Source organism: Bradyrhizobium sp. PUT101 (assembly GCF_052043945.1).
GTDB lineage: Bacteria > Pseudomonadota > Alphaproteobacteria > Rhizobiales > Xanthobacteraceae > Bradyrhizobium.
In genome coordinates, this window is the sequence record NZ_CP197207.1 from 4743375 (window position 1) to 4758342 (window position 14968).

A 14968-nucleotide genomic window follows, 5' to 3' on the forward strand; every position below is an offset into this window, starting at 1 on the left:
CTACAGCGACCTCGCGATCAGCAGCTTCATGATCTCGTTGGTGCCGCCATAGATCTTCTGGATGCGCGAATCGATGAAGATGCGCGAGATCGGGTATTCCTGCATGTAGCCGTAGCCGCCGAACAGCTGCAGGCATTCGTCGGCGGTCTCGACCTGCTTCTCCGAGCACCAGTATTTCGCCATCGAGGCCGTGACCGTGTCGAGGTCCTTCGCGATCAGACGCTCGATGCACCAGTCGACGAAGACGCGGGCGATCATCGCTTCGGTCTTGCGCTCGGCCAGCGTGAAGGCGGTGTTCTGGAAATCCATCAGCGGCTTGCCGAACGCCTTCCGCTCCTTGGTGTACTCGGTGGTGAGCTTGACCGCGCGCTCCATCGAGGCGACGGCGCCGACTGCGAGCGCAAGACGCTCCTGCGGCAATTGCTGCATCAGCTGGACGAAGCCCTGGCCTTCCTCCTTGCCGAGCAGGTTCTCCGGCGGCACGGTCACGTTGTCGAAGAACAGTTCCGACGTATCGGACGCATGCAGGCCGATCTTGTCGAGGTTGCGCCCGCGCTTGTAGCCGTCGGCATCCGCGGTCTCGACCGCGATCAGCGAAATGCCCTTGGCGCCGGCGTCGCCGGTGCGCGCGACCACGATGACGAGATCGGCGGCCTGGCCGTTGGTGATGAACGTCTTCTGGCCATTGATGACGTAGGAATTGCCCTGCTTCTTCGCCGTGGTCTTGACGGCCTGGAGGTCCGAGCCGGTGCCGGGTTCGGTCATGGCGATGGCGCCGACCATCTCGCCGGAGGCCATCTTGGGCAGCCAGCGCTTCTTCTGCTCCTCCGAGCCGTAATTGAGGATGTAATGCGCGACGATGGCGCTGTGCACGGAGACGCCGGTCGTCATCTCCGGCACGGTGCTTTCGAGGTCTTCCAGCACCGCGGCGTCATAAGCGAAGGTCGCGCCCAGGCCGCCATATTCCTCCGGCACGCTCGCGAGCAGCGCGCCCATCTCGCCGAGCCCGCGCCAGGCAAAGCGGTCGACCATCTTCTGCTCGCGCCACTTTTCGGCATGCGGCGCCAGGTCCTTGGCGAGATATTTCCGGAACTGGTCGCGGAACGTGTCCAGCTCTTCGGTCATCCACGACGATCGGTATTGCATCAGCCCCTCGCTCTCAGACAATCAGGCCGCCGCCGGCGACCACCACCTGGCCGCTGATATAGTTGGATTCCGGGCTGCAGAACAGATAGACGGCGTCGGCTGCCTCTTCCGGCGTGCCACCGCGGCCGAGCGGGATCATGCGCGACATGGCCTCCAGCATGTGCGGCTGCACGCCCACCTTGATGTCGCGGCCGGCGACGTCGATGGTCTTCTGCTGCGCCTCGATCGGCTGGGTCAGACGGGTGTTGATGAGGCCGAAGGCGACGCAATTGACGTTGACCTTGTAGCGGCCCCACTCCTTGCACATGGTTCGGGTCAACCCGATCAGCGAGGCCTTGGCCGAGGAATAGCTTGCCTGTCCGGCATTGCCATAGAGGCCAGCGATCGAGGAGATGTTCACGACCTTGCGGAACACCTCGCGTCCCTCCTCGGCTTCCTTCCTGGCAAAGACGCGGATCGGCTCGGCGGCCGCGCGCAGGATCCGGAACGGCGCGACGAGATGGACGTCGAGCATGGCCTGAAACTGCTCGTCCGTCATCTTCTGGATGGTGGAGTCCCAGGTGTACCCGGCATTGTTGACGATGATGTCGAGTCCGCCGAGCTTCTCCAGCGCGGCGCCGACGAAACGGTCGGCGAAACCCGTTTCCGAGACGCTGCCGTTCACTGCGACGGCGTCGCCGCCGAGCGCCTTGATCTCCGCGACCACAGCGTTGCCGGGCTCGGCATCGAGGTCATTGACGACCACCTTGGCGCCTTCGCGCGCGAGCTTGAGCGCGATCGCGCGCCCGATGCCACGGCCCGAGCCGGTGACGAGCGCGACCTTTCCTTGCAGTTTTGCCATCTGGATGTGTTCTCCTGCTGTCACAGCGCAACGATCGCGCTGCCTTCGAGCTTGACCTCGCCGCGATCATCCCTGGTGGTGAGCGCGAGCCTTGCGCGACGCTCGCCATCTTCCGCGAAAATCTCGGTCACAGTGCCTTCGCAAGTCAGCTTTGCGCCGAGCTGGGTGATCGCGACGAACCGGGTCGCAAAGCTGCGAAGCTTCGACGGGGGCACCGCATCCGTGAGCGCCTGCCCGAGATAGGCCATCACCAGCATGCCGTGGGCGAACACATCCGGGAACCCGGCCGCCTTGGCAAAGTCGATATCGACGTGGATCGGATTATGATCGCCCGATGCGCCGCAGTAGAGCGCGAGCGTGTGGCGGGTGATCGGCGGAAAGACCTTGTGGACGATGCGGTCGCCGGCCTTGATGTCTGCAGATGCCATCACGACGCCACCTTGTTGCGGACGACGATGGTGCGCGCGGTGTCGGCGACGTGCACGCCGTCCTGGTTGGTCACCTCGCATCGAATGCCGATCAGCGTCATCGCGCCGCCCTTCTTGTCCGTCACGCTGGTCACGCATGGACGAAACGTCAGGGTGTCTCCGACCAGAACCGGCGCGTGGTAGACGAAAGTCTGCTCGCCATGCAGCACTCTGCCGAGATCGATGCCGAGGGCGGTGAACATGTCGAACGGGTCCTCGGCGTCCAACATCTCCAGGCAGAACAAATAGGTCGGCGGCACCGGCGTGCCGGCAAATCCGGCAGTGCGCGCAGCATCTGCATTGCGGTAGACCGGATTCTGTTCATCCAGCGTCTTGAGGAAGTAGCGGAGGCGGCCCGGCTCCACGCGCGCGGTGACGGGCGTGAAGCTGCGCCCTACGGCGGACTGATCGACCATGACGGAGATCAGTGCCGCTGGTAGAGGGTGACGACGCAGGCGCCGCCGAGGCCCAGATTATGCTGGAGCGCGACCTTGGCGCCCTCGACCTGCGTGGGACCTGCCGTGCCGCGCAACTGCCGCGTCAGCTCAAAGCACTGCGCAAGTCCCGTGGCGCCGAGCGGATGTCCCTTCGACAGCAATCCGCCGGACGGATTGGTCACGATCCGTCCGCCATAGGTGTTGTCGCCGTCGTCGATGAACTTGCCGGCTTCTCCCTCGCCGCAGAGGCCGAGCGCCTCGTAGGTGATGAGCTCGTTGTGGGCAAAGCAGTCGTGCAGCTCGACCACGTCGAGATCGCGGGGCCCGATGCCGGCGCTTTCATAGACGCGGCTCGCCGCCTCTTTTGCCATGTCGTAGCCGACCAGCTGCATCATGTCGCCGGCCTTGAAGGTCGACGGCGTGTCGGTGGTCATGGCCTGCGCTGCGATGCGGACCTGCTTGCCGATGCCGTGCTTGTCCGCGAACCGCTCGGACACCAGCACGGCGGCGGCGCCGCCGCAGGTCGGCGGGCACGCCATCATGCGCGTCATCACGCCTGGCCAGATCACCTGGTCGTTCATCACGTCGTCCGCCGTGACTTCCTTGCGGAAGATCGCGAGCGGGTTGTTCCTGGCATGGCGGCTCGCCTTGGCGCGCACCTTGGCGAAGGCCTCGAGCGGGGTGCCGTATTTCTTCATGTGGCTGAGCCCGGCGCCGCCGAAATAGCGCAGCGCCAGCGGAATGCCGGGGGCGTCGATCAGCTGGTCCGCAGTTGCGTCGAATTCCTCGAACGCGCTGGGGCGATCAGTATAGACGCTACCGAGCGCGCCGGGCTTCATCTGCTCGAACCCGACCGCCAGCACGCAATCCAGCGCGCCGCTCGCGATCATCTGCCGCGCCATGAACAGCGCGGTCGAGCCGGTCGAGCAGTTGTTGTTGACGTTGACGATGGGGATGCCGGTCATCCCGACATGGTAGAGCGCGCGCTGCCCGCAGGTGGAATCGCCGTAGACGTATCCGACATAGGCCTGCTCGATCGTCTCGTAGCCAAGGCCGGCATCGGCGAGCGCGAGCTTGGCCGCTTCCGTCCCCATCTCGTGATAGGGCGCGCTGGCGCCCGGCTTGGCGAAGGGGATCATGCCGACCCCTGCGACGACCACGTCAGACATGGCTTCCTCCGAATAAATTACCCATTGGACTTTTTCTTACCCATGGGTAACATATCGGTCGATGTCCTCCGGAGTCAACCGATCAAGCATGGATTCAGCGCCGCCCGCTCCGCCCTCATCGCCGCAGTCTTCGCCCTGGCTGCCGTTCGAGAGTCGCCGCCGCGCCCGCGACGAGAAGCGCGAGGCGGTGCTGCGCGCCGCCGTGCAGCTGTTCCTGGAGCAAGGCTATCATCGCGTGACGCTGAACGAGGTCGCCGAGCGGCTGAACATCACCAAGCCCGCGCTCTATAATTATTTCCGGGGCAAGGACGAGATCCTGTTCGAATGCTGGTCGATGGGCGCCGAGCTCGTCGACAGCGTCATCACGGAGATCAACGCCGGCGGTGGTTCGGGCCTCGCCAAGCTGCGCAAGCTGGTGCACGCCTATGCCGGGCTGATGGCGACCGACTTCGGCGCGAGCCTGGTGCGCTTCGACCTGCGCGACCTGACCGAGCGGAACGCCGGGGTCGCGCGCGCTGCCAAGAAGCGCATCGACGCCACGTTCCGACAGTACATCGCCGGGGGTATCAACGACGGTTCGATCAGGCCTTGCGATCCCAAGCTTGCAGCGTTCGCGATCGCGGGCGCGCTCAACTGGATCGGCCACTGGTATCGCCGTGACGGCGGCCTGTCGCCGAGCGAAATCGCCGACGAGTTCACGGTTCGGCTGACGGAGGGCCTGGCGGCCGAGGGCCGGCAGCAGATGACAAAAAAGACGCCGAGGGCGCCGAAAGGGCGCAACTCAGGGCGCGGGACGACAGGGAAGAAGCGCACAGGAGGAGGAACGCGATGAACGTCACACACGGATTGCGGCGCGCGCTGCAGATCAACCCGAAGGGGCTCGCCACCGTCTATGGCCAGCGGCGCCGCAGCTGGGGCGAGCTCGGCGAACGCGTTGCAAGACTGGCCGGCGGCCTGCGCACGCGCGGCGTCAGGGACGGCGATCGCGTCGCCGTGCTGTCCTTCAACTCGGACCGCTATCTCGAGCTCTATCTGGCGACCGGCTGGGCGGGCGGCGTGATCGTGCCGCTCAACATCCGCTGGAGCGCCCTTGAGAACGAGGATGCGCTGCGCGACTGCCGTGCCTCCGTTCTGTTGGTCGACAAGGCCTTTGCGCAGGTTGGCGCGCAGCTCGCCGGCGCCATTCCGGGGCTGAAGCTGATCTATGCCGACGACGGCGAGGTGCCGGCGGGGATGGAGAGCTATGAGGATGTGGTCGCGGGCAGCGCGCCGGTTGCCGACGCCATGCGCAAGGGCGACGATCTCGCCGGCATCTTCTACACCGGCGGCACCACCGGACGTTCCAAGGGCGTGATGCTCAGCCACCAGAATCTGATGGCCAATGCGCTCAACGCTCTCGGCGAGGGACTGTTTCCGGCGAGTACGACCTATCTGCACGCGGCGCCGATGTTTCACCTCGCCAACGGCGCGGCGATGTATTCGCTGCTGCTCTCCGGCGGCTCAAACGTGATCGTTCAGGGCTTCACGCCCGAAGGCGTGATGGCTGCGATGCAGAACGAGCGCGTCACCGACGTGCTGTTGGTGCCCACGATGATCCAGATGTTCGTCGACCACCCCGCGATCGGAAACTACGACCTGTCGTCGCTCAAGCACATCATCTACGGGGCCTCACCGATCAGCGAGGCGGTGCTCGACCGTGCCGCCCGCGCATTGCCGCATGTGCGCTTCACGCAGGCCTATGGCATGACCGAACTATCGCCGATCGCGACGCTGCTGCACGCCGATGAGCATGTCGGGGAGGGGCGGAGAAAGGGGCGTCATCGCGGTGCCGGCCGTGCCACGCTCGGCTGCGAGGTCCGAATCGTCGACGAGAACGACCGGCCGGTGCCGGCAGGCGCCGTCGGCGAGATCGTGGTGCGCGGCGACACTGTGATGATGGGCTATTGGGAGCGTCCGGAGGAGACCGCGCGGGCCGTCGTCGACGGCTGGATGCACACGGGCGATGGCGGCTACATGGACGAGGACGGGTTCATTTATGTCGTCGATCGTGTGAAAGACATGATCATCTCGGGCGGCGAGAACGTGTACTCGGTCGAGGTCGAGAACGCGCTGGCGCAGCATCCGTCGGTGCTGCAATGCGCCGTCATCGGAATTCCAAATGAGCAATGGGGAGAGCAGGTCCATGCCGTCGTGGTCAGACGCAACGGCGTGGATGTTTCTGCCGGCGAGCTGATCGAATTCACGAAGACGTTGATTGCGGGCTACAAATGTCCCCGCAGCATCGAGATCACCGAGGCGCCGCTGCCGCTGTCCGGCGCGGGCAAGGTGCTGAAGCGCGAGCTGCGCAAGCCGTTCTGGGAAGGTCGGGAACGGCGGGTCAGCTGACGGCGTCCGCTCGCGTCGAGGTGCGCGCGCCGGGACAGGCGCGCGAATTTTCATGTTTTCAGATCGCGGTCGCGCGGGTACCATTGGCGGAATTCATCGGGAACATTCAGTCTTGGTCGAGACGCGCGAGCTCAAGCTCGACATCGAGCGCATCGGTACGGTCTCGGCGATCCTGACGCAGCCGGACCATGCGCGCGCCTGCTACGTGCTGGCGCACGGCGCTGGCGCGGACATGCGGCATTCCTTCATGGAGAAGGTCGCAGCAGGCCTCGCGAGCCGCGGCATCGCGACGTTCCGCTTCAATTTTCCGTACATGGAGAAGAAGCAGGGGCGTCCCGACCAGCCTGTGGTCGCGCACGCCGCCATCCGCGCCGCGGTCGAGGAGGCGGCGCGGCTCTGTCCGGGATTGAAGCTTGTCGCCGGCGGAAAATCGTTCGGCGGGCGCATGACCTCGCAGGCGCAGTCCAAGGCACCACTCCCTGATGTCAAAGGCCTCGCCTTTCTCGGCTTTCCGCTGCATGCCGACAAGAAGCCGTCGAGGGAGCGCGCCGAGCATCTCGCCGGCATCACAATCCCCATGCTGTTCCTGCAAGGCACGCGCGATGGCCTTGCCGATCTCGGCCATCTCAGGCCCGTGATCAAAGCGCTCGGCGCGAAGGCGACGCTGCATGAAGTCGAAGGCGGCGATCACTCCTTCGCGGTCCTGAAAAAGTCGGGCCGCAGCAATGACGGAGCGCTGACAGAAGTGCTCGATACGCTGGCGGGCTGGATCGACGAACTCGCCTGAACTTCACGCCGCATAAAGCCCCTTGTCGCGCGCCTTCTGAATCGCCAGCGCGGCGATCAGGTCGAGCGTCGGCGTCGACAGGCCGGCGGTGCGCGCGAAGGCTTGGGGCGCCTTCACCAGCACGTCGATCTCCATGGCGCGGCCAAGCTCGTAATCCTGGAGCAGCGACGGCTTGTGGTTGGGGGCGGGGCCGCTGCGGGTCACGCGCTTGACCTCGGGAATGAAGTGCTGGGCGATCTCGTTGGCCTCGTTGAGCATGCGCGGAATCACCTCCGCAAAGGCCTGGTCGTCGCGCACGCCGCGCGCGGTCTGGCCGGTGAGCAGGCACAGCACCGAGAGCGACATGTTGGTCAGCAGCTTTGACCAGATCGCCTCGCGGATCTCGGCCACCGGCGGCGATTCCAGGCGGGCATCGTTGAGGACGTTGCGGAGCTTCGTGATGCGCTCGCAATTGCGATCGTTGCATTCGCCGATCAGGACGCGGTTGCGGTCCGGCGTCAGGTTCTGCACCACGCCCGGCGCGGTCACCTCGTTCGAGGAGAAGATCACGCCGCCGATGATGCGTTCCTTCGGGATGCAGGCGCGCAGGCGTCCGCCGGGATCGAGGAAGGAAATGTCCGGCGGCGTCGGGTGCCGCGGCGGCAGGCCGATGCCGTACCACCAGGGAATGCCGTTCTGCGCGAACACGATCGCGGTGTCGTCCTGGAGCAGCGGCTTGATGCAGCCGACCAGCCCCGGAAGCGCGGTGGCCTTCAGCGTCGAGATCACGACGTCCTGCGGGCCGAGCTGGGCCGGATCGCCGGATGCGTTCACCTTGGCGCCGACCTCGGAATCGCCGACGCGCAGCTTGAGCCCATTGGCGCGAGCTGCCTCCAGATGCGCCCCTCGCATTACGCACGAGACCTCGTGGCCGGCGCGCGCCAGCCGTACCGCAATGTGGCTGCCGACGGCGCCCGCGCCGAAAATGCAGATGCGCATGATGATGTCCCGTACCTATCCCATGGTGCCGCCCCGGCGCCAGCATGACACAAGCCGCCATGCGATGGACGCGGCCGCGCTACGCCGGAAAGATATGGATCAGGATGCGCCGTCTCGGCCATAGTGCGCGGCAAACAAACCGGAGGATCGCCGATGACCGCCAGCCCCGTCCTGTGGACCCTCGATGAGCGTGGGGTTGCGACCGTCACGTTGAACCGGCCGGAGATCAACAACGCCTATGACGGCGCGCTGATCGCGGCCGTGCTCGCGGCCATGGACGATCTCGGCAGAAAGCCGAACCTGCGCGTCGTCGTGCTCCGGGGTAACGGCAAGCATTTTCAGGCCGGCGCCGACCTCAAATGGATCAACGGCGTGCGACCGCAATCGATTGAAGCGAACGAGGCGGCGTCGCGGGCGACGTTCGAGGCCGTGCAACGGCTCAACACGCTGCCGATCCCGACCGTTGCGCTGGTGCAGGGCGGCTGCTTCGGCGGCGGCACCGGCGTGATTGCGGCCTGCGATATCGTGATCGCCGCCGATAACGCCCTTTTTTCGATCACGGAGGTGCGCTGGGGCCTGACCGCCGCGATCATCGTTCCACAGCTCTGCGACGCCATTGGTGTACGACAGGTTCGCCGCTATGCGCTGACCGGCGAGCGCTTCGGCGCCGAGGACGCCCGTCGCATCGGCCTCGTCCACGAGGTGGTGCCGCTCGCCGATCTCGAGGCCGCAGGCAGCAAGGTGGTCGAGCAATTGCTCGCCAACGGTCCGGAGGCGCTGGCTGAAACCAAGAAACTCGCGCTGGAAAGCTCGTTCGGCGGCATGGCGGTGGACGATGCCGCCTACACCCGCCTCGTCCGATTGCATTCGCTCAAGCGCCAGAGCGCCGAGGCGGCGGAAGGGCTGGCCTCGTTCGCGGAGAAGCGTGCGGCGAATTGGGGCGGCGCAAACAGCTGAACGTCAGCAGCCGCGGCAGATGTTGTTGATGCTGCGATAGACCGCGTCGTCCTCCTGGCGCAACTGGCGCAGCGTTTCGAGTGTCCTGCCCTCGTCGGTGGCAGGTGCAGGCTTGCGCCTTGCAGCCAGCTGTTCCTCCTGACGCTTGTAGCAGGCCTCGCGATCAGGCTTTTCCCGGATGAAGCGGCAGTTCTGCTCCACCGCTAAGGCGGCGGTGGTTGAGATCGTGAGAGCGGTCAGGACAGGCAGGGCGAATTTCAAAAGCGTCGAATCCATTCGTTGAACCAAGTTGCTTGTCGTCGCCCGGCTTGACCGGGCGACCCAGTACGCCGCAGCGTCTCCGTATACGTTTGACGCCTCTGGAATACTGGATCGCCCGGTCAAGCCGGGCGATGACAGCGGGCTTGGCGATCTTTCTGTCAGGTCCATTGTCGAAGAGCAACCGCCGTGCCGTGGCAGGTGTGCGAAACGGCTCACAGCGACCGCGCCAGTGACGTCTTCAGCAGGGTGAGCAGCGCCTGCACCGCAGCGGCGTTGCGGCGCCGCTCGGGAATCGCGGCCTTCACCCACAATTCCGGTATCGGAAACTCGCGCAGCACCGACTTCAGCGTGCCGTCGCGTAGAGAGCCCGCGACGAGATAATGCGAGATCAGCGCGATACCGTTGCCGGCGATCGCACTGCGCGCCAGCACGTGTCCCTCGTTGGAGGACAGCAGCGGGCTGACCTGGATGCTGATGCGGCCGCGCGGCCCGTCGAAGATCCATTCGGGGCCGGTCGGCAGAAAGCTGAGGCAGCGATGCTCGACGAGATCACGTGGATGTTTTGGCGTGCCCTGTTTCTTCAAGTAGGCCGGCGAGGCGCAGAGCAGCCGCTTCAGCGGACAGAGCGGCTCGTCGATCACGCCGCCGAACGAATGCGGGAAGGCGCCGATCGCGATGTCAAATCCCTCGGTGACGGGATCGACCGGACGGTCGATCAGCACGATCTCGAGCTTGAGCCGCGGGTTCTGGGTCTGGAAGGCGCTGAAGGCATCTGCGAGCCGCGCCACCGTCAGCGAGGTCGGAGCCTTGATGCGCAGGTGATCGACGAGGTCGTGGCCCTTCTCGCCCATGCGCGAGAGCAGGTCGGTGGCGTCGGCCACGACACCACGCGCGCGATGCACATAGCGCTGGCCTGCTTCGGTGAGCCGCAATTGCCGGGTCGAACGGTGAAACAGCGGCGTGCCGATCCGTGCCTCCAGTTGCGTGACGCGCTTGGCCACGACCGAGGTCGAGACATTGAGCTCTCGCGCGGCGGCGGAGAATCCGGCCGCATCCGCGGTGGCGAGGAAGGCCTGAAGGTTCACCAGGATGTCCATGTCGACCTTTCTCGATTCGCGAAAGCTGATCGCTTGTTTTGGTGGATTGTAGCTTGCCGCGCGTTAATTCATAGTCGCCCGCAAGCAAGAGATTTCGGGAGCGGACGCGCCATGCGGCCCAAGATGATCGAAGAACCGGCACGGAAAGTGCCGCTCTATGGCGAATATGAAGTGGTCGTGCTCGGCGGCGGCCCGGCTGGCATCGTCGCGGCGGCGTCCGCGGCGCGTGCGGGGCGACGGACGCTGCTGATCGAGCGCTACGGCTTCCTCGGCGGCATGGGCACCGCGGCCGGCGTCACCAATTTCTGCGGCCTGCACGGCAATGTCCATGGCGAGCACCGGCGGCTGGTGCAGGGCATGGCGTCGGATCTGCTGGCGCGGATCGATCGGCTGAACGGCCTCAACACGCCGCATCTGATCCTCGGCAAGGTCTTCGCGCAGGCCTATGACACCGCCGCGTACAAGATCGCCGCCGACGAGCTTCTCGCCAGTCACAAAGTGCATATCCTCTTTCATGCTCTCGGTGCCGGCGTCGTGATGGGCGATGATCGCCGCGTCGACGCGCTGCTGGTCGAGACCAAGGCCGGCCGGCAGGCAGTGCGCGCCGAGATCTTCATCGACTGCTCGGGCGATGGCGATCTCGCCGTGTGGGCCGGTGCACCGTTCGAAATCGGCGACGAGCAGGGCCATCCGCTGTACCCCTCGATGATGCTGCGTCTCAACGGCATCGATCCCGAGCGAGCGGGCGAGGCGTGGCGGACCATCCCGCAACTGATGGAGAAGGCGCTCGCTGCCGGCACGCACACATTCCCGCGCAAGAGCGCCATCGTGCGGCCGCAAAAATCCGGCATCGAATGGCGGGTGAACTTTACGCAGGTTGCGCGCGAGGACGGTCAGGCCATCAACGGTATCGAGCCCGACGATCTCACCCGCGGCGAGATCGAGGGCCGCAAGCAGGCGCTGGCCGCGTTCGAATTCCTGCGCAGCACCGTGCCAGGCTTCGAAAAATCCTACATCGTCGACCTGCCGCCACAACTCGGCATCCGCGAGACCCGTCGCATCAAGGGCGGCTATCAGCTCAGCGGCGAGGATGTGCTCGGCTGCGCGTCGTTCGAGGATTCGATTGGCGTCAACGGCTGGCCGATCGAGGCCCATGTTCCGGGCGACGTCGTCTTCACATTTCCGCCAATTCCGGAATCGCGCGGCTACAACGAGCTGCCCTACCGGATGCTGGTGCCCCAAGGCGTCGAGAATCTCCTGGTCGCCGGCCGCTGTGCCTCGATGACCCACGAGGGCCAGTCGGCGGCGCGTGTCTCCGGTGCCTGTTTCGTGATGGGCGAGGCCGCCGGTTCCGCCGCCGCGCTGGCGCTCTCCGGAAACCGGATCCCGCGTGACATCTCCATTGAAAAATTGCAGGAAACGTTGAAACAACAGGGCGCCTTCATCGGACGGGATCAGGCAGTGCCCGAAGGCCTGTAGCGGACTGCAAGACAACGACGGCGGAGGAAATGGAATGATCGGGATGGCGCGGCTCGCGATAGCGGGCCTGGTGGCGATCATGGCGATGGGCACGGCGCGGGCCGAGGATGCGCTGAAGGCCAGGATCGGCGTGCTCCGCCTGTCGTCCTCCGCGCCGGTCTTCATCGCGCAGGACAAGGGCTATTTCCGCGACGCCGGCTTGGAGGTCGAGCTGAAATTCTTCGACGCGGCGCAGCCGATCGCAGTGGCGACGACCTCAGGCGATGTCGATTTCGGTGTCACTGCCTTCACCGCGGGCCTCTACAATCTCGCCGGCAAGGGTGTGTTGAAGGTGATCGGCGGCATGAGCCGCGAGAAGCCCGGCTATCCCCTGATCGGCTATTTCGCCAGCAACAACGCCTATGCCGCCGGGTTGAAGACGCCGAAGGACCTCGCGGGCAAACGCGTGGCGGTGACGCAGGTCGGATCGAGCTTTCACTATTCGCTCGGCCTGCTCGCCGACAAGTACGGCTTCAAGCTCGCCGACGTGAAGATCGTGCCGCTGCAATCGCTGTCGAATGCGGCGGCTGCACTCAAGGGCGAGACCGTCGATGCGGCGCTGCTGCCGATCTCCACCGCGCGAAAGCTGATGGACGAAGGCGGCGCGAAGTTCCTGGGCTGGGTCGGCGACGAGACGCCGTGGCAGTTGGGGGCGGTGTTCGCCTCGCCGAAGACGCTGACCAACAAGACGCTGGTCACAAAGCTGCTCGGCGCGCTGGCCAAGGCCGACCGCGAATATCACGACGTCATCCTCGCCGTGATGAAGGATGGCGTCGCGCCGATCAACGACAAGACCAGGCCGCTTTTGGAGATCATCGCGAAGTACACCAACCTGCCGGTCGAGCAGGTGGTCGGCAATTGCGCCTATGTCGATCCCGAGGGCAAGCTCGACGTCAAGAACGTCGACGACCAGATCAAATGGCTCCAGGAGCAGGGCTTTGCCGACAAGGGGTTTGATGCCAATGCGATCATCGCCAAGGATTACGTGAAGGCGGATTGATGCTGACGATGCGGACTCTCGCGACGGACGACCTGCCACCCTCCCCTGGAGGGGGAAGGGCAGTCGCATATGGAAGCGCGGCGGGAAACTCGCCTGCGGCCATCCTTCGAGACGCCCGCCTCCGGCGGGCCCTCAGGATGAGGGCGGAGTGTGCAGCGGCAGTTTCAAAGGACACCGCTCTAGCGAAGCCTCATCCTGAGGAGACCGCGGAGCGGTCGTCTCGAAGGACGAGGCGCTTGCTCAGACCTTTCCGAGAGATCACATGCGATTCCCCTGCCCCTCCAGGGGAGGGTGAGGAACGCAGGTGCACTGCATGGACCTGATTGCCAACCACATCTCCCATCGCTTCGGCGATCTCGCCGTGCTCGACGATGTCTCCTTCACCGTCAGCGCCGGCGAGGTGGTGGCGATCGTCGGGCCCTCGGGTTGCGGCAAGAGCACGCTGCTGTCGATCCTGGGCGGGTTGCTGCAGCCGACCTCCGGCGCACCCGAGCTGCGCGGCGCGCCGCCGGCGGACAGTCTCAATCCGCTGACCTTCGTGTTCCAGGATTTCGCGCTGCTGCCCTGGGCTACGGTCGAGGAGAACGTCGAATTCCCGCTGCTGCACGCCCAGCTCACCGCTGCGCAACGCCGTGCGCTGGTCGAGGACGCCCTGCGCCGCACCGGCTTGATTGATTTCCGCACCGCCTATCCAAAGCAGCTCTCCGGCGGCATGCGCCAGCGCGTCGGGATCTCGCGCGCGCTTGCGGTGAAGCCCGCGATCTTGCTGATGGACGAGCCGCTCTCGGCCCTGGATTCGCAGACCCGCGAGCTCTTGATGGAAGACTTTGTCCGTCTGCTCGCCGATGGCGGCATGGGCGCGGTTTACGTCACCCACAATCTCGAAGAAGCCGCACGGCTTGCCGACCGCATCGTGGTGCTGTCGCGGCGTCCGGGACGTATTCGCGAGGTCGTGGCCGTGCCGATGACGCGCGCGGCGCGCGGCGAAGCGGCGGCGCGCGAAAGGCTGCTTGCGCTTCAGAACCAGATCTGGTCGCTGATCCGCAACGAGGCGATCGACGCTGAACGCGAGGTCCAGCATGCTTGATCGCGCGCCGGCCGAAATCGCGAAGGACACTGCGACCCGGCGCGTCCGCTTTCGCGGCGCCGGCTTCGTTCCCGCCAGCAGCCGTTTTGGCGGCTGGATCGCGCTCGCGCTCGTCATCGCCCTCTGGCAGGCTGCCGGCAGCACAGGCCTCGTCAATCCGCTGTTCCTGCCGGCGCCCTCGGCGATCGCGCGCGCGATCTACCAGCTCGCAGTGTCGGGCGCGCTCTGGCAGCACGTCTCGGCCTCGCTGCTGCGTATCGGCGTCGGCTGGCTCCTGGGAACGGCGGCCGGTGTCGCCGTCGGCTTTGCCATCGGCCTGTCGCGGCTGGCGCGCGGCGTCGGCATCACCTTCATCTCGGCTCTGTTCCCGATTCCGAAGATCGCGCTGCTGCCGCTGTTGATCCTCTGGCTCGGCATCGGCGAAGAACCGAAGATCGCGACCATTGCGTTAGGGGTGTTCTTCTCGACTGCGATCTCGGTCTATAGCGGCGTCGATGCAGTGCCGCGCAACCTCATCCGCATGGCGCAGAGCTTCAACGTTCCGTTCGCCACGATCGTGCGCAAGGTGATCTGGCCGGGCGCGCTGCCCGCGATCCTCGCCGGCTTCCGCATCACCGCCTCCGTTGCGCTGCTGCTCGTCGTCAGCGCCGAGATGATCGGCGCGCAATACGGCATCGGCGCCTTCGTGCTCCAGGCCGGCAATCTGATGCAGACCGATCAGCTGCTCGCCGGCGTGGTGATCCTGTCGGTGTTCGGGCTGGCGGTGGGGAAGGTGATCGGCTGGCTGGAGACGCGGCTGTTGCACTGGCGGTAGCTGCAGCCGTCATTGCGAGGAGCG

The 14968-nt window shown here is 65.6% G+C and carries 16 protein-coding genes; 8 read left to right on the forward strand and 8 right to left on the reverse strand.

All coding sequences use genetic code 11. From position 1 onward, the window contains the following. The 5 genes from ACSHT2_RS22865 to ACSHT2_RS22885 are packed head-to-tail and all read right to left on the reverse strand — an operon-like array spanning position 1 to position 4060. Complete coding sequence (locus ACSHT2_RS22865) at positions 1-1146, reverse strand: acyl-CoA dehydrogenase family protein (protein WP_440636668.1); 1146 nt, start codon at positions 1144-1146, stop codon at positions 1-3. A 13-nt stretch (positions 1147-1159) separates the two neighbouring features. Further along, positions 1160-1987 (reverse strand): SDR family NAD(P)-dependent oxidoreductase, encoded by an 828-nt coding sequence (locus ACSHT2_RS22870; RefSeq protein ID WP_370118026.1) that lies wholly within the window; start codon positions 1985-1987, stop codon positions 1160-1162. A 20-nt stretch (positions 1988-2007) separates the two neighbouring features. Then, positions 2008-2415 carry a MaoC family dehydratase gene (locus ACSHT2_RS22875; RefSeq protein WP_440636669.1) on the reverse strand — a complete coding sequence of 136 codons (408 nt, stop codon included), beginning with the start codon at positions 2413-2415 and terminating at the stop codon, positions 2008-2010. Then, complete coding sequence (locus ACSHT2_RS22880; RefSeq protein ID WP_440636670.1) at positions 2415-2870, reverse strand: MaoC family dehydratase N-terminal domain-containing protein; 456 nt, start codon at positions 2868-2870, stop codon at positions 2415-2417. The genes ACSHT2_RS22875 and ACSHT2_RS22880 overlap by 1 nt, the downstream gene beginning before the upstream one ends. An 8-nt stretch (positions 2871-2878) precedes the next feature. Further along, positions 2879-4060 carry a lipid-transfer protein gene (locus ACSHT2_RS22885; RefSeq protein ID WP_440636671.1) on the reverse strand — a complete coding sequence of 394 codons (1182 nt, stop codon included), beginning with the start codon at positions 4058-4060 and terminating at the stop codon, positions 2879-2881. 88 nt (positions 4061-4148) lie between these two features. Between ACSHT2_RS22885 and ACSHT2_RS22890 the strand changes: the two genes are divergently transcribed. The 3 genes from ACSHT2_RS22890 to ACSHT2_RS22900 all read left to right on the forward strand — a co-directional run bounded on the left by ACSHT2_RS22890 (position 4149) and on the right by ACSHT2_RS22900 (position 7232). After that, positions 4149-4892 carry a TetR/AcrR family transcriptional regulator gene (locus ACSHT2_RS22890; RefSeq protein ID WP_440636672.1) on the forward strand — a complete coding sequence of 248 codons (744 nt, stop codon included), beginning with the start codon at positions 4149-4151 and terminating at the stop codon, positions 4890-4892. Further along, entirely contained in the window at positions 4889-6445 is a 1557-nt protein-coding gene (locus ACSHT2_RS22895; protein WP_440636673.1) for an acyl-CoA synthetase, read from the forward strand. Before ACSHT2_RS22890 ends, ACSHT2_RS22895 begins: the two co-directional genes overlap by 4 nt. Positions 6446-6557: 112 nt before the next feature. Continuing rightward, positions 6558-7232: an alpha/beta hydrolase family protein gene (locus tag ACSHT2_RS22900; protein WP_440636674.1), complete on the forward strand. Its 675-nt coding sequence runs from the start codon at positions 6558-6560 to the stop codon at positions 7230-7232. A gap of 3 nt (positions 7233-7235) precedes the next feature. Here ACSHT2_RS22900 and ACSHT2_RS22905 read toward each other — a convergent pair whose 3' ends face one another. Further along, entirely contained in the window at positions 7236-8210 is a 975-nt protein-coding gene (locus tag ACSHT2_RS22905; RefSeq protein WP_440636676.1) for a ketopantoate reductase family protein, read from the reverse strand. A 153-nt stretch (positions 8211-8363) separates the two neighbouring features. Between ACSHT2_RS22905 and ACSHT2_RS22910 the strand changes: the two genes are divergently transcribed. Continuing rightward, complete coding sequence (locus tag ACSHT2_RS22910) at positions 8364-9167, forward strand: enoyl-CoA hydratase-related protein (RefSeq protein ID WP_440636677.1); 804 nt, start codon at positions 8364-8366, stop codon at positions 9165-9167. A 3-nt stretch (positions 9168-9170) separates the two neighbouring features. On the opposite strand, the gene ACSHT2_RS22915 is transcribed toward ACSHT2_RS22910, so the two are convergent. Both ACSHT2_RS22915 and ACSHT2_RS22920 read right to left on the reverse strand, forming a co-directional pair. Beyond that, a complete protein-coding gene (locus ACSHT2_RS22915) occupies positions 9171-9443 on the reverse strand; it encodes a hypothetical protein (protein ID WP_440636678.1) in 273 nt (90 codons plus the stop codon). Between the two features lie 197 nt (positions 9444-9640). Then, positions 9641-10525: a LysR family transcriptional regulator gene (locus ACSHT2_RS22920; RefSeq protein WP_440636679.1), complete on the reverse strand. Its 885-nt coding sequence runs from the start codon at positions 10523-10525 to the stop codon at positions 9641-9643. A 111-nt stretch (positions 10526-10636) separates the two neighbouring features. Here ACSHT2_RS22920 and ACSHT2_RS22925 point away from each other — a divergent pair, with 111 nt between their 5' ends. The 4 genes from ACSHT2_RS22925 (at position 10637) to ACSHT2_RS22940 (ending at position 14944) form a co-directional block, all read left to right on the forward strand. Further along, positions 10637-12004: an FAD-dependent oxidoreductase gene (locus tag ACSHT2_RS22925; RefSeq protein WP_440636680.1), complete on the forward strand. Its 1368-nt coding sequence runs from the start codon at positions 10637-10639 to the stop codon at positions 12002-12004. A 34-nt stretch (positions 12005-12038) separates the two neighbouring features. After that, positions 12039-13043, forward strand: coding sequence for an ABC transporter substrate-binding protein (locus ACSHT2_RS22930; protein ID WP_440636681.1), 1005 nt, complete (start codon positions 12039-12041; stop codon positions 13041-13043). Between the two features lie 313 nt (positions 13044-13356). Further along, complete coding sequence (locus tag ACSHT2_RS22935) at positions 13357-14130, forward strand: ABC transporter ATP-binding protein (protein ID WP_440636682.1); 774 nt, start codon at positions 13357-13359, stop codon at positions 14128-14130. Further along, a complete protein-coding gene (locus ACSHT2_RS22940) occupies positions 14123-14944 on the forward strand; it encodes an ABC transporter permease (RefSeq protein WP_319336401.1) in 822 nt (273 codons plus the stop codon). Before ACSHT2_RS22935 ends, ACSHT2_RS22940 begins: the two co-directional genes overlap by 8 nt. Positions 14945-14968 lie beyond the last annotated feature (24 nt).